At 56.5% G+C, this 23,243-nt stretch carries 15 protein-coding genes; 10 read left to right on the top strand and 5 right to left on the bottom strand.

Annotation, left to right across the window (positions count from 1 at the left end):
- Positions 1–110: 110 nt before the first annotated feature.
- Positions 111–788 carry a GntR family transcriptional regulator gene (locus tag CFR79_RS07270; protein ID WP_102324205.1) on the bottom strand — a complete coding sequence of 226 codons (678 nt, stop codon included), beginning with the start codon at positions 786–788 and terminating at the stop codon, positions 111–113.
- Positions 789–964: 176 nt separating this feature from the next.
- Between CFR79_RS07270 and CFR79_RS07265 the strand changes: the two genes are divergently transcribed.
- The 4 genes from CFR79_RS07265 (at position 965) to CFR79_RS07250 (ending at position 8,592) form a co-directional block, all read left to right on the top strand.
- Positions 965–1,720 carry an aspartate/glutamate racemase family protein gene (locus CFR79_RS07265; protein WP_258373451.1) on the top strand — a complete coding sequence of 252 codons (756 nt, stop codon included), beginning with the start codon at positions 965–967 and terminating at the stop codon, positions 1,718–1,720.
- Between the two features lie 145 nt (positions 1,721–1,865).
- On the top strand, positions 1,866–4,358 hold the full coding sequence (locus tag CFR79_RS07260; protein ID WP_110547425.1) for a TonB-dependent receptor: 2,493 nt from the start codon (positions 1,866–1,868) through the stop codon (positions 4,356–4,358).
- Between the two features lie 88 nt (positions 4,359–4,446).
- On the top strand, positions 4,447–5,946 hold the full coding sequence (locus tag CFR79_RS07255; RefSeq protein ID WP_110547475.1) for an NCS1 family nucleobase:cation symporter-1: 1,500 nt from the start codon (positions 4,447–4,449) through the stop codon (positions 5,944–5,946).
- 735 nt (positions 5,947–6,681) lie between these two features.
- Positions 6,682–8,592: an HAD-IIIC family phosphatase gene (locus CFR79_RS07250; protein WP_110547424.1), complete on the top strand. Its 1,911-nt coding sequence runs from the start codon at positions 6,682–6,684 to the stop codon at positions 8,590–8,592.
- Positions 8,593–8,791: 199 nt separating this feature from the next.
- Here CFR79_RS07250 and CFR79_RS07245 read toward each other — a convergent pair whose 3' ends face one another.
- Together CFR79_RS07245 and CFR79_RS07240 are read right to left on the bottom strand one after the other, a co-directional pair.
- Complete coding sequence (locus tag CFR79_RS07245) at positions 8,792–11,059, bottom strand: TonB-dependent receptor (protein WP_110547423.1); 2,268 nt, start codon at positions 11,057–11,059, stop codon at positions 8,792–8,794.
- Positions 11,060–11,578: 519 nt separating this feature from the next.
- The gene (locus CFR79_RS07240) at positions 11,579–12,235 is read right to left on the bottom strand and encodes a TetR/AcrR family transcriptional regulator (protein ID WP_110547422.1); all 657 of its coding nucleotides are present in this window, start codon (positions 12,233–12,235) and stop codon (positions 11,579–11,581) included.
- Between the two features lie 100 nt (positions 12,236–12,335).
- Between CFR79_RS07240 and CFR79_RS07235 the strand changes: the two genes are divergently transcribed.
- A complete protein-coding gene (locus tag CFR79_RS07235; protein WP_110547421.1) occupies positions 12,336–13,757 on the top strand; it encodes a coniferyl aldehyde dehydrogenase in 1,422 nt (473 codons plus the stop codon).
- Positions 13,758–13,877: 120 nt separating this feature from the next.
- Here CFR79_RS07235 and CFR79_RS07230 read toward each other — a convergent pair whose 3' ends face one another.
- Positions 13,878–16,385, bottom strand: a complete 2,508-nt coding sequence (locus CFR79_RS07230) for a TonB-dependent receptor (RefSeq protein ID WP_220030252.1) — start codon at positions 16,383–16,385, stop codon at positions 13,878–13,880.
- 284 nt (positions 16,386–16,669) lie between these two features.
- Between CFR79_RS07230 and CFR79_RS07225 the strand changes: the two genes are divergently transcribed.
- From CFR79_RS07225 to CFR79_RS07210, 4 genes are all read left to right on the top strand, one after another.
- Positions 16,670–17,533, top strand: coding sequence for an ABC transporter permease (locus CFR79_RS07225; RefSeq protein ID WP_110547420.1), 864 nt, complete (start codon positions 16,670–16,672; stop codon positions 17,531–17,533).
- A gap of 38 nt (positions 17,534–17,571) precedes the next feature.
- Entirely contained in the window at positions 17,572–18,288 is a 717-nt protein-coding gene (locus CFR79_RS07220; protein WP_258373458.1) for an ABC transporter ATP-binding protein, read from the top strand.
- Between the two features lie 36 nt (positions 18,289–18,324).
- A complete protein-coding gene (locus CFR79_RS07215) occupies positions 18,325–19,269 on the top strand; it encodes an aliphatic sulfonate ABC transporter substrate-binding protein (RefSeq protein WP_258373450.1) in 945 nt (314 codons plus the stop codon).
- Between the two features lie 736 nt (positions 19,270–20,005).
- On the top strand, positions 20,006–20,500 hold the full coding sequence (locus CFR79_RS07210) for a hypothetical protein (RefSeq protein ID WP_146220119.1): 495 nt from the start codon (positions 20,006–20,008) through the stop codon (positions 20,498–20,500).
- A gap of 248 nt (positions 20,501–20,748) precedes the next feature.
- Here CFR79_RS07210 and CFR79_RS07205 read toward each other — a convergent pair whose 3' ends face one another.
- Positions 20,749–22,350: a B12-binding domain-containing radical SAM protein gene (locus CFR79_RS07205; protein ID WP_102323667.1), complete on the bottom strand. Its 1,602-nt coding sequence runs from the start codon at positions 22,348–22,350 to the stop codon at positions 20,749–20,751.
- 408 nt (positions 22,351–22,758) lie between these two features.
- On the opposite strand from CFR79_RS07205, the gene CFR79_RS07200 reads away from it, so the two are divergent.
- A complete protein-coding gene (locus tag CFR79_RS07200; protein ID WP_110547416.1) occupies positions 22,759–23,064 on the top strand; it encodes a plasmid stabilization protein in 306 nt (101 codons plus the stop codon).
- Positions 23,065–23,243: the final 179 nt, after the last annotated feature.

Genomic DNA, 23,243 nt, shown 5'->3' with positions numbered 1-23,243 from the left:
TAAGTCAGCGGAGACGCGGCCGGAGCCGTTCCCTCTGGCTTGCGTAAGGGCCGTGAACTACAGGCGAGCGGTGTTGATTTCAGAAAATACCGTTCAGTTCACAGCGAAACTTAACACTTGAGTATCTGGCTGAGGATAGTGGTGGTCGCTGGTTCGCGGTTGAAATCAAGGCAGCTTTCAATCCCTTCCAGATGCCGTGCCATAAGGGCGGATGCCTCCGTATGGTTGTCGGCCAGTAGCAGTTCCAGCAGGTCATGATGATCGGAGGACAGGCAGCAGGTCGTGTTCTGGCGCTCATACATGGTAATGATAAGCGACATACGCAGGATCAGTTCATCGGTAATGCTTTTCAGCACCCTGTTGCCCAACTCCTCAATCAGCGTCAGGTGAAACTGACCTGAAAGATAGATCATGGCAATTGCGTCGTGCTTCTCATGCGCCTCCGCTTCCTGCGCCATGATGTGGCGCAGGCGTGCTGCACCCTGTGCGGACAGCTTGCGGTAGGGCTGTGCCAGCAGGCTGACTTCGATCAGGCGGCGGCTGGCCAGCACGTCTCGCGCTTCCTGTGGGGAGGGACGGCTGACGAATGCGCCACGACCGGGTTCCAGCGTGACGATATGGGAACGCGATAGCGATAGCAGCACACGCCGGATCTTGGCCCGGTTGGAGCGGAAAATCTGTGCAAGCTCTTCCTCGGGCAGCTTGCTGCCGGGTGCAAGCCTGCGTTCAAGGACCGCCTTGCACAAGGCATCAGCAATGCGCGCTTCTTCCCTGGCAGATGATCCCATGGCCTGCGTCCCCCTCCCCTTTTGGCTGAAACGCATTTCTGTTGGGGCAGTCTGATGATTCCGTCAAGGGTATTCATATTGTAAACAATCCGGGTTGACGAAACACGTTTCCAAATCATACTGAATGGCGGAGGTCGCTGCTGTGACCCGTAATCTGATGATTGGATGCCCTGCCCTTGCCGCGCCTGCTGCTTATCAATCCCAATACCGATACAGACATGACGCAGCGCATGATGGCCCATGCCCGATTCCTGTTCGCCGATACGGTGGCTATTGAAGCGGTAACCGCCCGGTTTGGGGCACGCTACATTACCAATCCCGTTTCTCTCACCATTGCAGGCCATGCGGTGCTGGATGCGCTGGCGCGCGCGCGTGGGCCATTTGATGGGGTTCTGGTGGCCTGTTTTGGTGATCCGGGTCGGGAGGCGCTGTCCAGCATCTGTCCCGTGCCTGTTGCGGGCATGGCGCAGGCTGCCATCAGGCGGGCGGCACGACTGCCGGGGCGCTTTTCTATCGTGACCGGGGGGAAGGAATGGAAACCCATGCTGATCAGTCTGGTGCAGTCCATGGGACTGAGCGCGCGGCTGGCTTCCGTGCGTATCCTGCCCGAAGCGGGCAACGTTCTGGCGACCGGGGGGGATGCCGTCTGTCGCCAGATTGCGCATATCTGTAATGAGGCCGTGCGTCAGGATGGTGCAGCACGTGTGCTGCTTGGTGGTGCGGGACTGGCTGGTTTCTCTAAACGCGTCGCGCCCTATGTCGCCGTTCCTGTCATGTGTTCCCTGCATGAGAGTCTGCTGGAAATACGGGACCTGTTATCGCGCCCGGCACGATCCGTTTCCCATCGGGATGGTATGAAAACGGTGGGTCTGTCGCCCGAACTGCAGCGTTATCTGGCATCGGGAACCGATGCTGGCGTCGATCTGAATTGAAATCTCGTTTTGTAAACAATATCCGTTGACACACATTTTCCGTGTGTATTATTTTGTATCCGAAACGACGAACATTTCTTTCAAGTATCATTTCATGTCGCAATCCCGCCCTGTCGTGCGGTGGTAAAGCATAAGGACACCGGCAATGTGCCCTGACGGAAAAAGCCAGACCGGATCGTATTCTTCCAGACAACCCGCGCCGCTGCTCCGTTTTTCAGTGCAGTTTCCCGGACATCGGTTTTTTCTGGCGCTTACAACTGCGCTGGGACTGAGCGCGTCACACGGGGCAGCCTTCGCCCGTACGGTATCGAAGCATACCGCGAACGCCCAGCCCGCAGCCGCGCAGCACAAAGCCACCACCCCGCAGGACGGCATCCGGGCCACGGGCAGTGCGGAACAGATCCGGGTGGGTGCGAATGTGGTCCATTCAGCCGATGGCGTGACCGGACGCGCACCCGGCGGCGGCCTGATCCAGAAGCAGACCGCACCCAAGGCCCGCAGCACTGTCACGCCCGATTACATCATGAAGCAGTCTCCGGCGCAGAATGCCTATAATGCCGTCAAGCTGCTGCCGGGCATAGTGGTGGCGAATACGGACCCTGCGGGCCATGAAAAATCTGCCCTCAGCATGCGTGGCCTGACGCAGGACCAGATCGCCAATGTATGGGAAGGCATGCCGTTGAGCAGTATCGGCGGCTACAACCTCGATGTGGCATGGGTTACGGATAGCGAGAATATTGGCAGCGTTTCCGTGCAGCCCGGTTCATCCAACCTGGACACGCCCGCCATCAATGGTTCTGGCGGCATGTTCGAGTTCAAGACCCGTGATCCCTCCAGAAAATTTGGCGGACTGGGGGATGTGGGCGTGGGAAACCGGGATTATACCCGCCAGTTCCTGCGCGTGGATACGGGTGAATGGGGTAAAACGGGTATCCGCTCCTATATCTCGTTCTCCAACCAGCATGACACATTTTACCATGGTCCCGGTCAGGAAGACTTCAAGCATATCGATTTCAAGATCCTCAAGGAATGGGACAACGGGAACCGCGTCTCGCTGGTGGGTGGTTTTACGCGCGGCATCATCGGGAACGAGCCATACTGGGACATGACCATGGCGAGCTGGCGTCAGAAGGGTCTTAAAAACGAGCTGGCTGGCTCATACAACATCAATAACGCTGCTGGCGGCACCGATTACTGGAAGCTGAACTGGCTTCATTCCAAGACCTTCAATATCGCAGCCCCTTCCCACTTCAATTTCGGGCGGCTGGGACTGGATGTAACCCCTTATGTGGCGGCCAACCAGAAAGTTTATGGTTCAGGCTTTGAACTGAACGATCAGGTTTACAATGGATATGGCAGTAGCCCGCAGTCCATTTCCATCCCCGGACAGTTGCCGGGCCAGTCCTATGGCGTAACCGAGCAGTACAGCAGCCTGAACGAAATGCGCGGCGGTGTGAACGCGAAGCTGAGTTATAAGGTCGGTCAGCACCATATCTATCTTGGTTACTGGTTTGATTATGATAATTCGACCAATCTTGTGGGCTATACCGGCGTAAGCAGTGCGGGCAACCCGGCGACATCATGGGGCCGGGCGGGCCAGTCGCTACGGCTGGCAAATGGCCAGGTATTCTATTCCCAGAATTACAGCGATATTTCGACTGTTAACGGGATCTATGCCGGTGATACGGTTTCGCTGCTCGACGGTCGTCTGGTGCTTGATGGTGGCATGCGTGTCACCATGATCCACCGTGACGGGACCGACAATATTCCGGGCCTGCAGCGCAAGGTCAGCGCCAACGAAGTCATGCCGCTGCCAACGCTTGGTGGCCATTTCCAGTTGAACAAGTATGTGCAGATTTTCGGTGGGGTCTCGACCGGCGCCAAGGCGCCGCCTGACAGCGCCATGATCACCACCATCAACCCCAATACCGGCCAGATTGCCAATCAGGGCCAGACCCATATCCATGATGAATACAACATTACCGAAGAAGTGGGTATGCGCTATACCGGTAAATACATCATCGGGTCCTTTACATATTTCCATTATAACCTGTCACATCATCAGGTTTCTACGTCCATGTTCCTGGGTAACGAGGCGATCGGACAGGTCATTGATGCGGGTAACCAGACCACCAATGGTTTCGATGCGGAAATCGGCACGCGGCCCATTCATCATTTCCGTCCCTATGCGTCCATGCAGTACCTGCATTCGACAATCGACAACAATATTCAGGGCCTGCCCACCAAGGGCAAGATGGCGGTCAATACGCCCACATGGGCGGCCTCGCTTGGGATAGACTGGGATAATGGCATTTTCTTCTGGAATTATGGGCTGAACTATTTCTCCAAGCAGTATTCGACCTTCATGAATCAGGAAGCCCTGCCCTCCCTTTACACCATGAATGCAACAGTTGGTGCGCGGCTTCCCCGCAACAGTCTTGTCGGGCGTGGTCTGAGCTTTCTCAAAAGCCCGGAAATCATGCTGTGGGTCAACAACATGATCGATACCCATGCCTATTCCGCCATCAACAGCGTCAGCCTGACCAATACGACCATTGGCAGGATTCAGGGCACGGCGCCCACGTATAATACGCTGGGTCGCTTCTCGGCGGTTGTGACTTTCCGGGCCGGATTCTGAGCAGGAAGCTGGGAACAGGGTCCACAGGCCGGCATGACCTTCACATGGCGGGAAGACCCAAGCATAGTAGCCTGCGGGGATGATGCGGATGAACATGCAGACACGACCGGAAGCGGTGCCACCTGTCCTGATCACGCAGGCGAGAGAACAGGACAGCAGGCTGCGTAACCGTGACCTGCTACCTGCTGCCAGGCAGGACTGGAACTGGTACGATTACCTGTCTTTCTGGATGTCGGATGTGCATAGTGTCGGCGGCTATGTGACAGCGGGCAACCTCTTTACGCTCGGCCTGCCGTCGGGGCTGGTTTTTGCATCCCTGCTTGCTGGTGTGCTGATCGTAAACGTGTTGTGTAATCTTGTGGCGGTGCCCAGCCAGCGCACGGGTACGCCGTTTCCGGTTATATGTCGCATGTCCTTCGGCGTGCTGGGTGCCAATATCCCTGCACTTATACGTGGTGTGATAGCTGTGTGCTGGTACGGGATACAGACATGGCTGGCATCCAATGCGCTGGTGGTGCTCGCCCTGCGGCTTTCGCCCGCCCTGACACCGTGGGCGGAAGTCCGGATGCATGGTATGCTGGGGCTTTCCACCGTGGGATGGGGGGCATTTGGTCTGCTATGGCTGGTGCAGGCCGCCATTTTCTGGCGGGGGATCGAGACGATCCGCCGGTTTATCGAACTGGCGGGGCCTGCCGTCTATGCCATCATGATTGCGCTGGACCTGTATCTTCTCCAGCGCGTGGGATGGAGCCATTTTTCATTCCAGATTACGGGTGCTGGCGGCCCACTGCATGGGGGAGCACTGGCATGGGCCAGTATAAATGCGGTGGCGCTGGTGGTTTCCTATTTCTCGGGACCCATGCTTAATTTTGGTGATTTCGCGCGGTACGGGCGGAGTGCATCGGATATCAGGCGCGGTAATTTCTGGGGGTTGCCGTTCAATTTTATCGGGTTTTCAGCACTGACGATCTGTACCATCGCCCTGACTGCTCCTGCTTTTGGGCATGTCATGATCGATCCGGTGGAAACAGTGGCGCATATAGATAGCCTGACCGCTGTCATATTCGGCATGTTGACCTTCATCATTGCTACGGCAGGGATCAATATCGTAGCCAATTTTGTTTCGGCTTCATTCGATTTCTCCAATCTTGCGCCACGATCCATCAGCCTGCGCAGAGGCGGCATGATCGCTGCCGTGGGCTCCATTCTCATCATGCCCTGGAAGCTGTACGGAAGTCCGCGGGTCATGCATCTGACGCTGGATGTGCTGGCGACATTTATTGGGCCGTTGTTCGGTATTCTTGTGGTTGACTATTATATTATACGCCGTCGTCAGGTCGACATAGCAGCACTTTATACAACCAGTCCGCAGGGTCGCTACTGGTACCGCAACGGGGTCAATCTGGCGGCGGTCCTTGCCCTGCTTATCGCGGTGATGGCGGGCAGCGCGAGTGTATTTGTGCCGGCGTTATCAACCCTGTCCGGATTTGCGTGGTTTATAGGCTGCCTGACAGGGGGATTATCTTACCTCATCCTGATGCATTCGGGACGTGATGCCCGTTCGGTGTTTTCGTCCATCAGATCCTGAAGGGCAGCGAAACGCCCGGTTTAGGCGCGATCATCCTGATCGACAGGGATACATGCGGGGCCAGCAGGTGACCCGGCGGGTTCAGCGGCATATGTAGCTTTGATCCCCGTTTGCGCTTGCCCCCCATCTATCCGATGCGGGACCTGTTTTCCTGTGTCGAACGCAAAAGGCTGCTGGTTCAGCCCTATGACCAGACTTAATACGCAGTGAAGCGCGTACGTAGATTAGGCACAGCGCTTCGAATCAGCCAGCCTCTATACAGAGACAGGCTTGCTGACAGACTGCCAGTCACAGCGGGAGGTCGTTCGGCATCGTGCGCCACGCAATCCTGTTGCTGATCATATAACGCAACCCATTAAGTAATTCATGCAATGCATGATGCCGCCATTTTGCATTCCCGCATATCAGGGACAGTCAGAGACCATTCTTCGCCTGCTATGTCAGAGGGATACGGTTTGCATGCAGGTATCATCCCACATTCATGCGCCAGTCAGCCATGACAGGACATTACACCGTCTTGTGATCTGACCGTAACGGGAACGCAGGACAGCTTTTATGGTTCGTAACACCTGTCCGTAATCATTCAGTTCCATGGAATCCTGACGCCTTTTTCTCCTGTCTGGTTGATTCCTGGTCACAGGATCATGAAGCGAAGAGCTTTGTTATAATTTGTGCCATTGTGTTATTTAATGTAACTTTTGTAAGGTGGTTCAGTTATAACATCAGAGCGATTCAATGATCAAAAAGCTGTCCAGAAAAATAAAAAAAATAATTAACCTTCCAAACGAAGTTAAATATCAGCATTACAAACTTGATCGTGTATCATCGAATGGACTGAAGGGGTTTCCCTTCCACAGACTGGAACCTGAAACGGAGCAAAAGCTCCATGTTGCGTTTTTTGGTCCCTGCGCACTTTTGCCCATCATCAATTACGCAACAAATCACGGGCATGATGTCATCCATGTGACGATGGGTGTGGATGAAAGTCGGCAGATTCATTTTTCCCCGCCCCTGTCAGAAGTAAATCATGAAAAAGCAGAGGTGAACGTCATCGGCTTGCCGCTCCGTTCGGTTATGGCCGCCGGAGCCCTACCCTTTGACGGTTTTGAAAATGAGGTGTTCTGGCCTCGCCTCAAGACCGAAGAAGACCATGAAAATTATCTGAAATACTGTATTGACTATATTTCAGAATTCGTCACATCCATTTCCGACCTTCTTGACGGAAAGCCGACATTCTTCCTGTCATTCTGGGAGCCGAGGCAGAATTTCATGGGGTCACTTTTCCCCCGTTTTGATCTGTCCAATCCACAGTATTTCGTGACACGGCTTAATGCTGAAATGGAACGGATTATTCGGACCTATCCTAATACTTTCCTTCTGGACGTGAACGACGTTCTCAATTCGATGGGTCGTTTCCGGATACAGGATGACTACGCGCGCGAACTTTCGCATGCATCGAATATATTCGATACCACCTTCGAGGATGATGGCAGGCGTATCCGCAACAGTACGCCTGTTTCCCATATATATGATGTGGACGGCCAACCCGATGTTTACGGCCACTGCGTCTTTAACGTCATCCGTAATAATCTTGCCATTATAAACGCGGCAGCCCCGATCAAGCTTATTATCATGGATCTTGATGATACCATGTGGCGTGGTGTGCTGGCAGATGGCGACCGCACGCCTTATGAACGTACGGATTACTGGCCCATGGGTCTTGCCGAAGCCTTGCTTGTGTATAAGGCCAGAGGGGGGCTGCTGGCCATCTGCAGCAAGAATGATCCCGAACTGGCCCGCGCCGAGTTCGATCGCGTGTGGCGTGGACGCCTGAAGCTGGAAGATTTTGTATCGGTAAAGATCAATTTTCAGCCCAAATCAGAAAATATTCTGGAAATACTGGACGAGGTAAATCTTTTGCCTGCCAACGTCCTGTTTGTGGATGACAATCCGCGTGAGATTGATGAAGTCCGCTGCGTGATTCCCGAACTGCGGTTCCTGAGCGAGGAGCATATGGACTGGCGGCGTGCGATCCTGCTTTCTCCCAGCACGCAGGTACCCCGGATCAGTACGGAATCCCGGCAACGTACCCAGACGCTGCGGGCCAAGATCAGTCGCGACCAGACGCGGCAGAAAATGAGCCGCGAGGAATGGCTCCGTTCCCTTCATATCCAGCAGCGGTACACCGTGGTGCGTTCGGACAATGACCGGAACTTTGCACGGGCATTTGAGCTTCTGAACAAGACCAACCAGTTCAATACCACCGGACAGCGCTGGTCGCTGGATGCCATAAAGAAATTGTTTGCGCAGGATGGATATATATTCTGCGTGTTCCTGCGGGACAGGCAGACGGATAACGGCCTGATCGGGTTGCATCTTGTTCAGAAGAACAGGATCATCCAGTCCATCCTGTCATGTCGTGTATTCGGCCTGTGCTCGGAATACGCGTCCATGCAGGTGCTGGCACAGCATATCCTGGAAAAATACCCGACCGTAACGGGGGGCTTCATAGCAACCGGGCGCAACTTTTATTGTGAAAATTATCTGGAGAAGTGTGGCTTTACCAGGGAAGGGAATGATTTCGTCACCCGTATTGCGCCAGCCTGTCCCCCCGAAGTCACCAATGAGGATAAAATTGCATGGTGATATATAGCTGAAGCCGACGGCAAGAGTGTGCGATCCCGATAAGGCACCAGGTCGAGCGACAGACCGTTCGCAGTAGGGGCTGAACATCTCCCCTTATGGCAGACAAAAAAGGTTTGTACCCTGTTTTATTCGACTGTCATCCTGCCTTCCTGAATATCAGGAAGGCAGGCATCGCAGTTTGTATGATCCGTAATGAAGATCAGAGATCGGCGCTGATCGAGAATTTGAACGTCTCGGGGTCTCCCATAACCAGATCGCTCTGGTAAACGGAGGCCCAGTAACGCTGGTTGCCTATATTGTCGACTTCAAAGCGTGCAGTGAGCGGCTTTTTGGCCGCCAGGAAAGTGTATCGTGCGCCCAGATCGAAACGGGACCATGCGGGCAGATGCGTCGTATTGGCGTTGTTGAACTGCTGCTTGCCCGTGCTGATCACGCGGCCAACCAGTGTCAGCCCCTTTACGAAGGGGACATCGTATTCAAGGTTGCCATTGATGGTGTAGTTCGGCACGCCGATCACGGTCTTGCCATCATACGTGCCGCCCGTCGTATGCATCTGCTTGGCGTCAATCAGGGTCAGGCCACCGTTAAAGCGCAGGCCACGCAGGATTTCACCATTGAAGGTCAGTTCCATGCCCCGATTACGCTGCTTGCCATCCTGGGTGTAAATTTCCTGACCGGTATTGCCGTAGGCTTCGGTCATGCCCTGCGGCATGGAGGTCTGGAAAAAGGCCACGCCAGCCGCAAACCGTCCCACGTCATACTTGGCACCGACTTCGTACTGGGTGCTCTGGTACGGGGCGAAAACCTGTCCGGCATTGACGTAGGTTGCCCCCACGGTCTGCCCTGCCGACAGGCCCTGAATACGGTTGAAATACAGGGCAGCGTGTTTGACCGGATGGATGACAAGCCCGATGACCGGTGAGAACGCAGCAGCATCGTAATGCGTACTCAGGGTTCCCGTGCCATAGGCATATGAATCCGACAGGATATCCTGATAACGGAAGCCGCCTGTCAGCGCGATGCGATCATGCCAGAACGTCATCGTATCGGACAGGAAGAAACTATACAGCTTGTTCCATGCCACACGACCGGGATTGTTCAGGCTGCCCCCGCTATAAGTTTCCGACGGCGTGAACTGCGTGGGGTGATAGATGTTACCTGCGTTGGAGACGAGGCTCATGGAATAGGCCGCGTCCGATTCTTCCCATATCGCGGACCCGCCCGCATTGATTTCGTGCTTGATGGGGCCAGTGTTGACGTGCGCGCGCACGCCAGCCTGGGTTGCTTCGTTCATGACATTATACGCATCCGCCATGGCGCCCACCGTGCCGTCACCGGTGCGGGAGTTGGTAAGCGTGGTGGTCGCGTAATTGCCCATTTCATTGCCGCTCTGGGCGCCGAATTTGCCATATGCCGTTATGTGGCTGCCAAAATCATGTTCAATGTTCAGCGTGCCAAACAGATAGCTCAGATCGGTATAGGCCCAGCGCTGGCCCCAGTTTTCCGAAGGGGACGTTGCTTTTGGCGCAGGCATGTCCGTCGCCAGACTGGAAACGATGATCGCGCTGCGTCCACCAAAAACCTGCTGTTTCTGGTAGTTCATGTTCATGTCGATGCGCGTATCGTCATTATGCCAGTCGAAGGCCGCACCAAGGGCGACATCGTCATGCCGCTCGTCCTTGATTGCCGTTTCCCCATCCATGCCGGCGGCGTTGAAGCGGAATCCAAAGGCATGGTCCTTTCCAAACCGGCGGCTTATGTCAAACGCACCACCGCCCTGCCCGCTGCTGGTATAATCGCCGGTGATGCGGGTGATATCCGTCGCCCCCGCCCGTTTGGGGATCAGGTTGACATTACCACCAATGGCCGAGCCACCGGGGGCCGCGCCATTGAGGAAGGCGCTGGCGCCATTGAGCACCTGCACTGAGTCATAAAGCTGTGGAGACACAAGCTGGCGCGGCGTCACGCCATACAGGCCATCAATCGCCACATCATCCCCATACAGGGTGAACCCGCGGATCTGGAAAAGCTGGGCGTAATTGCCATACCCCATTGTGGTACGCACGGTGGGATCGTTCAGCAGGACATCGCCCAGCGTCTGTGACTGCTGGTTCAGGATCAGGCTGGAATTGTAGCTGCGGATGTTGAAGGGCACATCCAGTCCCTTCTTGTTGCCCAGCGCGCCCAGATCACCGCCGCTGCTTACATACATTCGGTTCTTGCGCGCGGCCGTGACGACAATGTCCTCATGCTGGCCGGGCGTGGCATCCGGTGTGTTTTCAGCCGTCTGGTCCGCGTTTTTCACCGGAGTATGGGCAGGCTGCGTGCGCAGTGCGGAAGACGGTTTCACCTTCTGTGGCACGGGGCTGGACTCGTCTGTTGCAGCGAGGGAAATCACCGGGTTGGCAAGACCCGCCAGCAGGCTGGAGGCGCAGATGGTGCTGAGGCAAAGCGCACGAAGACTCATTATCAAAGCTCACGATATGACGTTCCCGACCGCTTATTTAGTAAATGATAGTGAATTGCAATATCAAATATGTCTTTTATGGGACAAACATCCCGAAGGGTTTTCCGGCCGCGTTCTGATGATTCTTTCCGGCTGAGGCTCTGGGGTCTGAGCAACAGACAGTGGGCGCGGATGTCACGCTCTTACGACGATGCCGGATTGTTCCAACGTGGTGTTCGCCTGGTTCTATGGTAGGCTGCTTTGCCTGATCTGGCCTTATTCCCTGTATGGGAAAGCCAACCGGCGGAGTTCCGGTATTCTTTGTGGGAAATACGCTCACCGGACGGTTCGGCACTCCGGGAACTGGTCGATCGTCCTGCATGTGGCATGCGTCGGTTTGCCGGTCGCCAGTGGGCATTGACCCTGTCCATGCTGCGACGGATGCAGAAGGACACGTTGGAACGTGTGCATGCAGAACTGTTTGAAATGCCTTATGATGTAGTCAAAATTTGGCGTCAAAAGATGCCGGTATCAATTTCATTATATTACTTTTGGATATGGTTCCGGATCATAAACTGATCCTGTATGACCATCCCGCTGACATAAGCCATCCAGCAGCACGTCCAGCGCCGCACGGACTGGCTCCATTCCTACCTTTTCTTCAAGAAGCTGGCCATTAATGGCCAGCATGGCCAGTCCGTGTACCTGCGCCCAGCTTGCCGCCGCCAGTGCGCTGATGGCAGCCGGGCGGAAACAGCCGTTCTGTTGCCCCTCCTCCAGAAGGCGTAAAAGGATCCCGAAAGTGTCCATGGCTGCGTCATGCAGGTGCGTGTCCGCCGTCTTGTCCGCATCTGCGCTGAACATCAGGCGGTAAAGGCCGGGATTGTGGAGTGCGAAATCAATACAGGCCCCTGCTCCGACAATGAATTTTTCACGCACGGAAAGACCCTTTGCCCCCACGGCTTCCGTCATGCCCTGTCCCAGCCGGATAAAACCGATCCGCGCCAGTTCCCGCAGCAGGTCCTCGCGATCGCGGAAATGCTTGTAGGGGGCAGCGTGACTGACACCGGTGCGGCGGGCGACCTCGCGCAGGGTAAAGGTCCAGTTCTGATCCGTGGCCAGTATGCCAAGGGCCGTGTCGATCAGGGCGCGGCGCAGGTCGCCATGATGATAGGGACGGTCTGTCGTTTCACTCATTCGCGATAGCCATGTTTACAGAAGAAACTTTCGTTGACACCGGATCATTCTACTCCATATCCTGCCTGCATAAGTTTCTCCTGTAAACATGGAGGTCGCAATGTCCAATACTGTTTCAGAAAATGTTACCCCCGATGACCTGCGCCGTATCCTCGACCGTCAGCGGGCTGCGTTCGTCAATGACGGACCGCCCGTCCTGAAGCAGCGCCGGGCCGATCTGCGCCGCCTGAAATCTGAAATCCTGAAGCGGCGGACGGACATCACGCACGCCCTGAAAACGGATTTTGGCCAGCGATCAGAACGCGAAAGCGCAATTGTGGAGCTGATTCCGCTGGTGCAGTCGATCAATTATATGATCTGTCATCTGGGACAGTGGATGAAACCGGAACGCCGCCACGTTTCCGCCTATTTCCGGTCGGGTCGTTCGTGGGTGATCCATCAGCCCGTTGGCGTGGTGGGCATTATCGCGCCATGGAATTATCCGCTATCCCTTGCTCTTGTACCATTGGCCACCGCGATTGCTGCTGGCAACCGCGCCATGGTCAAGCCATCGGAACTCACACCCGCCACATCGGCTGTGATCGGACAGATCGTGCAGGCTGCCTTTGCGTCGGAACAGGTGTCCGTCGTAACGGGGGATGCCGAACTGGGTGCCGCGTTCTCCGCCCTGCCCTTTGACCATATCCTGTTTACCGGCAGCACGGCGGTGGGAAAGAAGGTCGCCGCTGCGGCCGCAAACAACCTGACCCCGGTGACGCTTGAACTCGGCGGGAAGTCACCGGTAGTGATTGAGCCCGGTTTTACCATACCGCTTGTGGCGGATCGGGTGGCATTCGGCAAACTGACCAATGCGGGACAGACCTGTATCGCACCGGATTACGTGCTGGTTCACGAAGCGGATCAACACGCTTTCGCCACGGCGTATCAGGCCGCTGTGGAAAAGCTTCATCCGGGCGGTTACGCTGGTTCACCCGATTACACCGCCATCCTGAACCAGCATCATTACGAGCGGCTGACTGCTCTGGTCCGCGATGCCGAGGAACAGGGCGCGCGCGTCATCCGGATGGGCAGCGACTCAGCATCCAGTCATGTCCTTGCCCCGGTTCTGCTGCTGGGCGTCACAGCAGAAATGGCGGTCATGCAGCAGGAAATCTTCGGGCCTGTCCTGCCTGTACTGACATATCGGACACTCGATGAAGCGATCGCCTTCATTAACGCCCGCCCCCGACCTCTGGCTTTGTATTACTTCGGTAGAAAACGCGCTGACCGGGACAGGGTGCTGAAGCGCACGGTATCGGGGAGTGTGACCATTAACGGTACGTTGCTGCATTATGCGCAGGACGACCTGCCGTTTGGTGGTGTGGGGGATAGCGGGATCGGCGCGTATCATGGGAAAGAAGGCTTCATGACCCTCACCCATTCCCGGGGCATTTACCGGCAGGGTCGTTTTAATGCCGCCACGCTTCTTAAGCCTCCCTTTGGCAAACTGACCGATGCCATCACGAATTTTATTCTACGGTGAGAAAAAACGCACTCTGAAGACAGAATTCCCTGTGATGGGGGATCACGGTTGCTGGACCGGCGGGGCAGTCACGTCATGGCTTCCCGCCGGTAATGAACGTCGTGAACGATTTCCCCGACACTACAGACGATAGCTGAATTCACCACCGAACATCGCCGGGTCGCCGAGTTGCCCGTAAAACACGGCTCCGGCGGCAAGGGGTGTCATGGTAATGAAATACCGCTTGTCCAGCATGTTATGTCCCCAGAAACTGAGGTCCCATTTGCCCGATTCAGGCCGTATGCCGATATGACCATCCAGCAGCCCGTACGGTCTTATGCGCGTATAGGAAGATTCGGATGCGTCGGCATAATAACTGCTGCGATAGGTATAATCCGCACCCACAAAGAACACGAGCTGTCGCCAGAACCGACCGGATACATTGCCGATGTTTCTGAGATGCGTAGTATATTCCAGACCGGCGGACAGGTTCCATCGGGAATTCAGCGGAATCTGGTTTCCCGTCAGACTGTACAGTCCTGACACGTTGGAAGATTCCAGCGGATGGGACGCGTTATTGAATGATGCGAAGAAGGCATCGGTATAGGATGCGGACAGGCGGCCCTCCAGCCCGGGGAGGATGGTGCCGCGTGTTTCAAGTTCCAGCCCGCGCGAAACAACGTGTTTGGCGTTTGTCAGATATGAAATCGTGGTGCCAGCCGAAGTATAATATGCGGCACTGGTGATGTAATCATGCACGTTGTTCCAGAATGCGTCGAAATTGACCACGAGCCGTTTGTTGAAAAACGCATTCTTGCTTCCGACCTCGAACATGTCGTCGAGTTCCGGTTTCACGTCCGGATTGGCGCCCTGCGCGATGTTCAGGCTGACCAGATTGATCCCGCCATTCCTCAATCCGCGACTGTAGGTGGCATAGACCAGATTGTTGCCGGTTGGACGGTACACAAGGCTTAGCGTGCCGCTGGGTTCGCTTTCCCGATGGAATGCGTGATAGGACGTCGCCGCCCCCAGCACCCCCGCAGCAAGTGACGGGTTGGATGAGTTGACGATGGTTGATGTATAGCTGCCTGACTTGGTGACAAAGGAATACCGGAATCCCCCTTCAATGGAGAGTTTCGATGTAATGTCGTATTTCGCGCGCACATAGCCCGCAAGGTCGTTGGTGATCGGATTATCCGATGATCTGAACAGCGCACCATTATAGGCGGAATTGTACACGGCAGGCGACAGGCCGTAGCCATAATACTTTGCACCCTGCGCAGAAATCTGCCAGCGCGTATAATCCGGCACTTCCTCATACATGTAGAAAGCACCGGCGGATATGTGGAAACGGCGTCCTTCGGGGGACGATATCTTCAGTTCTTCCGTGGCGTGCTGTTCATATACCTGATTGTTGCCAGCGGTCAGCGTCCGCAACCCCGGTATGGTGCCAAGACCACCGGAAAATCCGTTATGCGGGTACCACAGCCATGAATGCCATGCCGCGGTATTTTCCAGTTTCCATCCATGCGGCAGCCGATAGGTAACATCCAGCGAGACACCGTACGTTTCCTGATCCACGGCCTGACTGCCGGTGGATGGCAGGGCCACCAGCATGTCACGGACGCCATGGGCGGGCAGCGTCTCAGCCCCCGCAAAGGCAGCGCGTTGCCAGTAATTTCCCACCACGGCCGCCCCGTTGGCATAGTGGGTAAGTGCCGTGGAAAAAGGTGTGACGCAGCAGCTTTCCTTAAGATGCGAATAATCGACGATCAGGCGGATTGTCAGCCTGTCAGTCGGAACCGCCAGTATCTGCCCCTTTACGCCAATATCGTGATAATCCTGATAATCCCGCCCTGTCGTGACGTTTTTTATATAACCGTCATGATTGATCGAAAATCCGGACAGGCTATAGGCGACCTTGTCGCTGCTGCCGATCGGGCCGGTGGCCCGTAGCCGGACATTGGCGGTATTGTAACTGCCATAATCGCCGGTGACGGAGTAGCCCCGCGTAAAGGATGGCGCGAGCGTGGTGATGTTGATCGCGCCGCCATCGTTATCCACCCCACCACGCGTAGCCTGCGGGCCCTTGAGAACCTCCATGCCCGCCAGATCGCTGATGTCGCCCAGTACGGCGCCGGGCCGTGTCTGGTACACGCCGTCGATATAGACAGCCGTACCGTTTTCCAGCCCGTCCTGCGCGCTGGAACTGAAATTGCCAAGGCCGCGCACGTTGATGGCCGTGTTACGGGGATTGGTGACCTGAAGCGAGACCGCGGGCAGCAGTTTTACAGCCTGCTGTATGTTGGTGATCTGGTGGGATTGCAGATCGTGTTCGGTGATGGTCGTCACAGCCACGGGGTCGTTCTGCCGTGCAAGGATCTGACGCCGCGACAGGGAGCGCGTGGCGGTGACCTTCATTTCCTCGGGATGCGTAGCGATCACGGCGTTCGTGCTGCGCGTTGCCGGGGAATGGGACTTTACGGCTTTCGGGGCGCGCTGCGGATTGCTCGGGCTGTCGGCGGCATGGCCGGGGTTGATGACGCCCGTCGTCACCAGCAGCGAGAAGGCCAGGGAACAATGCGCGACCAGACGCCTGTCCGATGATGGCCATCGTAAATTCTGCTGTCCGTCCGGTATGGCGCGCATTGCATCCCTCAAAATAAACGAATCATATGTGCATATATGATTACCACTACATATAATCGTTCATAAGTTCGGATACGAGTCAATATGACAATACGAATCGTTTTAATATCGGTTGATCTGCCCGGCGAAAGGCATGTGTGTATCCGAGATAATGTTGGAATGATGCGATCTCGATTAATTTAATCATATTAAATGTGAAAACCAATTGAACTACGATCAGTGATGTGGAACAATTCCATCATTGGTAATGATGATATAGATTAAAAACTACAGCGGGTGATCGTATGTTAAAGGCATCCCAGCCTACTGGTATCCACACGCATGGTCTGTCAACGGATGTGCTGTCCGGCCTTCTGTCCCGACATGGCCGCCTGCCCCGATGGCGCGATATTGTGCGTTACGTTTCGCCGCTGGCGCTTGTGGCGTTGTGGCAGGGTAGCTGTTCGGTGGGTATTCTCTCGACGCATCTCGTCGCCTCGCCAGCCCAGATCGTCACGACGGCATGGTCGCTGATGCGCGATGGTACGCTGGAGGCCAATCTTGGCATCTCCCTGCTTCGCGCGGTGTCGGGACTGTCGATCGCGCTGCTGGTGGGTATGGTCCTTGCCCTGATTTCCGGCCTGTCGCGTATCGGCGAGGATATTGTCGATGCCCCGCTGCAGATTATGCGTACGCTGCCGGTGCTGGCGCTGGTGCCGCTGTTCATCCTGTGGTTCGGGATCGGGGAGACGCCAAAGGTACTTCTGGTGGCGCTCGGCGCGACCTTTCCCGTCTATCTGAATTTTCATAAGGGCATCCGCACGGTTGATCCGAAACTGCTGGAAATGGCGCAGACGCTGGGGCTTTCGCGGGGGCAGACGGTTCGTGATGTCGTTCTTCCCGCGGCCCTGCCCGATTTGCTGGTCGGCGTGCGTTATGCCGTAGGGGTCGCGTGGCTGATGCTTGTCGTGGCCGAACAGATCAACGCCGAAAGTGGCATCGGGCACATGATGATGGATGCGGAAGATTTTCTGCGCACGGACATCATCCTGGTGGGGCTGATGGTGTACGGCCTGCTGGGCCTGCTGTCGGATAATCTGGTCCGTGGGCTGGAAACGTGGCTGCTGGCCTGGCGTCCGCTTTCGCCGCGACGGGGAGAGAACGCATGAGCACCCTTTCCTCCCCCGCACAGACGCGACCCGGACCCATGGTCAATGCTGTCGACGCTACTGTGACGGTCACCGGCCTTACCCGCCGTTTCGCCAATGGTCCGGCGGTGCTCGACGGGCTGGACCTGCATATCGCGCCGGGCGAATTCGTCGCGCTTCTGGGCCGGAGCGGATCGGGGAAATCAACGTTACTGCGTATGCTGTCAGGACTTGACCCGGTCACGGAAGGTTCAGTCCACCGTCCCGATGATGTGGCGGTCGTGTTTCAGGAAAGCCGGCTCCTGCCCTGGCGACGTGTATGGCAGAACGTGGTGCTGGGACAGAAAAAGGACGATTCGGTCCGTGCGCGTGCCGAAGCGGTCTTGCAGGAAGTGGGGCTGGCCCACCGTAGCGAAGCCTGGCCGCTTACGCTGTCGGGGGGCGAGGCCCAGCGCGCGGCGCTGGCACGGGCGCTGGTGCGGGAGCCGGACCTGCTGATGCTGGACGAGCCGTTCGCGGCACTGGACGCGCTGAGCCGGCTCAGGATGCAGCGTCTGGTTGCCGGGCTATGGCAGCGCCATCGCTGCGCCGTGCTCCTTGTCACTCATGATGTGGATGAGGCCGTGCTGCTGGCGGACCGGGCGGTGGTTCTGGAATCGGGACGTATCAGGACGGATCTGGCTATCCCCCTCGACCGGCCAAGACGGCACACCGACCCGCAGTTCGAACAGTTCCGCCAGACGCTGCTGGATGCGTTGGGTGTTCACGATGACTGACACGTCAGACGCGCAATAATGGAAGGAAGGCAGAAAGTGTTATTTTCGAGACGTCGCGTTCTGGCCGCATTCGTGGCGCAGGGGATCATGGCCGGTATGACACGGCGCGCCCATGCCGCATCCCGGACCGTTCGGATTGGCTATCAGAAATACGGTACGCTTGTCCTGCTGAAAAACAGGGGATTTCTTGAGGATGCGCTGCGTCCCCTTGGGGTGTCGGTGGAATGGGCGCTGTTTCCTGCCGGGCCGCCGCTGTTGCAGGCGCTGGTGGCCGGCGCGCTGGATTTCGGGCAGACGGGGGACCTGCCGCCCGTCTTCGTGCAGGCGGCCTCGCCCGACGCTCTGGTCTATGTCGGGCATGAAGCCCCGACGGGCACCAGCGAGGCCATCATTGTTCCCTCCTCAAGCCCCATTCACTCGGTGGCTGATCTGAAGGGCAGGCGTGTTGCGGTGACCCGGGGGGCGGATGCCCACTGGCTTCTGGTTGCCTCCCTGCGCAAATATGGCCTGAGCCTGAACGATATATCGGTATCCTATCTTCTGCCTGCCGCAGCGCGACCGGCTTTTGAGACGGGACAGGTCGACGCATGGGCAATCTGGGACCCGTATCTGTCTGGGGCCAATGCCGATACCCGTGTCATTGCGACCGGCGATGATGTGAATGGCGGCACCCAGTTCTATCTCGCCCGTCGGGGATTTTTCGAGGAGAGTCCGGATCTGGTGCGCGCCATTCTTGCGGCGATCGCACAATGCGATGACTGGGCGACGAACCACAGGGACGATGTCATCGCCCTGCTGGCCCACAGCACAGGACTGCCCTCGGAAGTCGTTGCCCGTTCGGTTGCGAAACTGCATTACGGCCTGCTACCCATGACCCCCGAAGTGATCGCAGGGCAGCAGAGGATAGCTGACAGTTTTCATGCGGCTGGTTTGCTGGCCACCTCCACTGAAGTGGCGGCCGCAGTGCCCAGGATTCCTTGAGAGAATAGTAGGCCCATACGTTCATTAATTGAGATTATCTTCAATAATTACAATAGACAGGGTACCTGCATGCCATGGCGTTCTATCTGGCCCGGATTGATGCAGTCGGTCGGCTGGTGTGGGAAATCCATGCTGTGTGTAGTCAGGGGTGCATGCTTTTGTGGTAGCGGCAACCGCATGGATTTTCGATACAGGCATCCCTTTTCCTTTTACGGTATGTTGCTCTGCTATCCAGAAACCATATTTTATGATGGGCATGGATAAGCGATTGCATCACGGCGGCCTTCCCTTCTCAAACATACGACGGAATGCTTCTGTGTGAAGAATACCGTAAGAAATGTAACCGCCCGCTCTTCTCGGCAGACTTTTCCGGCGATGTCGGATGGGTCGGAAAAATAGACCAGTCCCCGTTATGGTGAACGGGTAGCCTGTGTCCCTCGGCTGTTGTCCGTACGATTTTGAGAGATACGTCTCATGTGACCTTCAGCGCCCATCACTATCCTGCCGGTCTGTATCTATTCATCCGTATTTTCACAGGAATTCATCGGGCCCCCTCTCCCGTCCTGTGGGACGGATATGGCGGAACGGGAAGATATTTCATTTCATATTGACAGTATGACTGCCGCCTCATAAGGAACGATACGGGATCGTTCAGTAATGGAATGATCCTTGTTTCGACCATATCAGGCAGGAGAAGTCGTATGATGTGACGACGCCTGTCGGGGCCTCATATGCAATGAATCTATCCCGGACTATTGGCCTGTGTTTCCTCATGGGGGCGCTGCCCCTTTATGATAAGGCGCAGGCCCAGACGCACTGCGCGCCAACCGATGCAGTTATGGATATATCCGCGCGCCAGATCAGTGCGGGTGTTGGATATCTGTGGGGCCATGGCGCATTGTCCGCCGGTGAACATGTTTACGCGTTTACGGTGCGTGGTGGCGGAATGCCGAGCATAGGCAGCATCTCCCTGTTCGGGCGCGGGTGTGTCCACAATCTGGGACGCGTGCAGGATTTCAACGGTACATACTGGACGCTTGGCGGAACCCTTACCGTCCATCATGGTACGATCGGGATTGTTATGGAAAATGCCCGTGGGGTCGATATCGACCTTCATGCCCGGACCAGAGGCGCGCAACTGTCAGGCCAGATTTCGCGGCTGTCCTTCCGTCTGGTGAACCGGCCATCACAGCCCGCGATCCCCACGGTGGATAAGATACATCTGAACTGAGGCTGGCTGCCCTTTTCATCGGCTGTGGCCATGTAGTCGGGGCGGTTTTGCGTAATACCCGCTGGGGGCTTGCACGCAGGATCATTTGCGCATTTATCCGCAAGCCACAGCAGAACGTTCGGATACAGCCCCCCTTCGGCTCGATTTTAGATATGGAAACCGTAGGGATAATCCGTTCTTCGGAAAGGGGGCATCCGGGGGGAAGCTCCCCTTTCCAAAGGGCCACTTTATTTCATGCAGTACAAAAGTTACGCCTCGATTGGCTGCAGGGGCTGGACGGGCTGGAGGGACGGCGGGGCCTGCCAGCGTCCTGAATCCACATTCCCGATTTCCTGATCGATTTCCTTGATAACCTGTCGCGAAAATGGACCAAGATGCAGGTAAAGGGCGCTCGTCATCACCACATAGGGCAGCGCCTTGGGGTTGTGCAGGGCGCAGTCCAGCAGCATGCGCCAGAACTGCCCTGCGGTGCCCGGTCCGGCCCGGTTGATCCGGAACAGCAGTCGGACAAAGCTGCGCAGATCACCCTTCACCATTTTATGGGTCCGCTCGCGCTTCAGCATGCGGCCAAGCCTGCGCACACGACCGAAATAGGCAACCGGATCATAGATCGCCTTGAGAACCGTCCTGTAGTCATTCAGCACGTCGCGACGCGGGCGCCTGGTCTCGAAGTTCAGGCCCGCCGTACACTGGTCGCCTGATTGCGTCTGTTCACTGCCGGAAAAAAGACGTCCCTCCGCCAGCAGGCGGCGCGTCAACTGGGTCGTAGGCAGGGCGTAAAGCAGGCCGACCATGCAGACCGGTATGGACGTGTCCTCGATACAGTCGATCATACCCTGGGCGACGCTGCCCTTTTCGCTGTCGAAGCCGACGATGAAGCCTGCATTGACGAAAATGCCCGCCTTGTGGATCGTCTCGATGCTTTGTTGCAGGCTGCGGCGCGTGTTCTGCTTTTTCTGCATAAGCACGAGGGAGTCCGTATCCGGGCTTTCGATGCCGACGAAGATGGCGAAGAAATTGGTGTCGGACAGGCTGCGCAGCAGGTCGGCATCGTCGGCAAGGTTGATCGATGCCTCGGTCGAGAACTCGAAGGGAAAGTTCTTCTCGTTCTGCCAGCGTTTCAGGTCAGGCAGGAATTTCTTGAGCGCCTTCTTGTTGCCAATCAGGTTGTCATCGACAAAATCCACATGTCCGCGATAGCCAAGCGCGTACAGGGCATCGAGTTCGGCCATGACCTGTGCATTCGTCTTGGTGCGCGGAACCCGACCATACAGTTCGATGATATCGCAGAATTCGCAACTGAACGGGCACCCGCGCGAAAACTGGACGCCGACATGCAGGTACTGGTCCAGTTTCAGCAGGTCGAAGCGGGGCAGCGGGCTTTTTGTAACGTCCGTTTTGCCCATCGGGGCTTCAAACACACCTTCGCGCTCTCCCCTGCGCCAGGCCGCGATGAAATCAACCATGATTTCCTCGGCTTCGCCCAGAACCTGAAAATTCGCGGCCGCGTATAGCGCCGGGCTGGATGTGACATCGGGACCGCCAACCACCACCGGCTTGTTGGCGGCACGGCACATTTCAATGATATGAAGGGCATCGTTGCGCTGCGGCAGCATGCCGCCGGTCATCACGATATCGGCCCAGCCGAAATCGTCATCGTCCAGTTGCTCGGTATTGCGATTGACCAGCCGGACCTCCCAGTTTTTGGGCAGCAGGGCCGCAACTGTAATCAGGCCAAGCGGTGCGGCAGGATAGCGCGCGCCAGACAGATCGCAGGCTTCCTTGTAATTCCAGAATGAATTTGCATTGAAAAGCGGGAAGATCATCAAGACCTTGCAGGTGTCGGTCATTATGGTGAAATCCTTCGATTTACCCCCTCTTCACGATCGAAACGGCCTCCCCGGTTGGTAGCAAGGTATATGCGGGCGGACTGATCCATTTCGGGTGAAATGGGAATATTCCGGCGAAGGGTCGTCATATGGATCTTCCATCTGGATGAAAGGGTGTTTCTACACCTCCTGCCCCGCAATAGCGATAGAAGAGCTTCAGGTCGGCGGGATACCATTTTTGCGAAATGTAACACAAACACGACTGCCCGGAGCCTGCCTTCCGCCCCTTACACTCGAAATGGTTTTCTTCCCCATACCATGCCGGCCATTGCGAAAACTTTTCCTGTCAGCCGACATTGTCATTGCAAAGGGGTTCTCCGTCTCCCCAAACGGCACCCCTGTCACTCGCGGGAAACGGGAGCATGGATCATGCCACGTGGAGACAAGTCCGCTTATACGGACAAACAGAAGCGACAGGCCCAACATATCGAGGAAAGCTACGAGCAGCGCGGTATCGACGAGGATGAGGCCGAGCGCCGCGCCTGGGCTACGGTCAACAAGGAGACGGGCGGCGGCAAGAAAAGTGGCTCAGGCAGGGGGCATACCGTAACGCACGAACCCTCCCGCAGGGGCGGAAAGATCGGCGGGGCAGCCTCAGCCCATCGCCCGGCGGAGGAACGCTCCGCTTCCGCCCGGAAAGCCGCTGAAACGCGCCGGGAAAACGAAGAGAAATAGCGGAATACCTATCCCGGCCGACCAGATACGCGGCGGCGTTCCCGCTTGGCGCGGTTGAGAACCCGGCGGCGTCGGGGCGGGAGCGAGCGCCCTGCCCACGAACAGGATGCCGGTCAGGGATATGCAACGCGTCACCCGGTCAGGCATCAGAATCAGGCGGCATGAGCGGGAGGGACTGG

Origin of the sequence: Komagataeibacter saccharivorans, from assembly GCF_003207825.1 — a bacterium.
Lineage (GTDB): Bacteria > Pseudomonadota > Alphaproteobacteria > Acetobacterales > Acetobacteraceae > Komagataeibacter > Komagataeibacter saccharivorans.
This window is presented reverse-complemented; position numbering and strand designations above follow the sequence as displayed.

Bases quoted from the DNA above. Each gene is read 5' to 3' on its own strand.
- CFR79_RS07270 (WP_102324205.1), bottom strand. From the start codon at position 788: ATGGGATCATCTGCCAGGGAAGAAGCGCGCATTGCTGATGCCTTGTGC.
- CFR79_RS07260 (WP_110547425.1), top strand. From the start codon at position 1,866: ATGTGCCCTGACGGAAAAAGCCAGACCGGATCGTATTCTTCCAGACAA.
- CFR79_RS07255 (WP_110547475.1), top strand. From the start codon at position 4,447: ATGAACATGCAGACACGACCGGAAGCGGTGCCACCTGTCCTGATCACG.
- CFR79_RS07250 (WP_110547424.1), top strand. From the start codon at position 6,682: ATGATCAAAAAGCTGTCCAGAAAAATAAAAAAAATAATTAACCTTCCA.
- CFR79_RS07245 (WP_110547423.1), bottom strand. From the start codon at position 11,059: ATGAGTCTTCGTGCGCTTTGCCTCAGCACCATCTGCGCCTCCAGCCTG.
- CFR79_RS07240 (WP_110547422.1), bottom strand. From the start codon at position 12,235: ATGAGTGAAACGACAGACCGTCCCTATCATCATGGCGACCTGCGCCGC.
- CFR79_RS07235 (WP_110547421.1), top strand. From the start codon at position 12,336: ATGTCCAATACTGTTTCAGAAAATGTTACCCCCGATGACCTGCGCCGT.
- CFR79_RS07230 (WP_220030252.1), bottom strand. From the start codon at position 16,385: ATGCGCGCCATACCGGACGGACAGCAGAATTTACGATGGCCATCATCG.
- CFR79_RS07225 (WP_110547420.1), top strand. From the start codon at position 16,670: ATGTTAAAGGCATCCCAGCCTACTGGTATCCACACGCATGGTCTGTCA.
- CFR79_RS07220 (WP_258373458.1), top strand. From the start codon at position 17,572: ATGGTCAATGCTGTCGACGCTACTGTGACGGTCACCGGCCTTACCCGC.
- CFR79_RS07210 (WP_146220119.1), top strand. From the start codon at position 20,006: ATGAATCTATCCCGGACTATTGGCCTGTGTTTCCTCATGGGGGCGCTG.
- CFR79_RS07205 (WP_102323667.1), bottom strand. From the start codon at position 22,350: ATGACCGACACCTGCAAGGTCTTGATGATCTTCCCGCTTTTCAATGCA.
- CFR79_RS07200 (WP_110547416.1), top strand. From the start codon at position 22,759: ATGCCACGTGGAGACAAGTCCGCTTATACGGACAAACAGAAGCGACAG.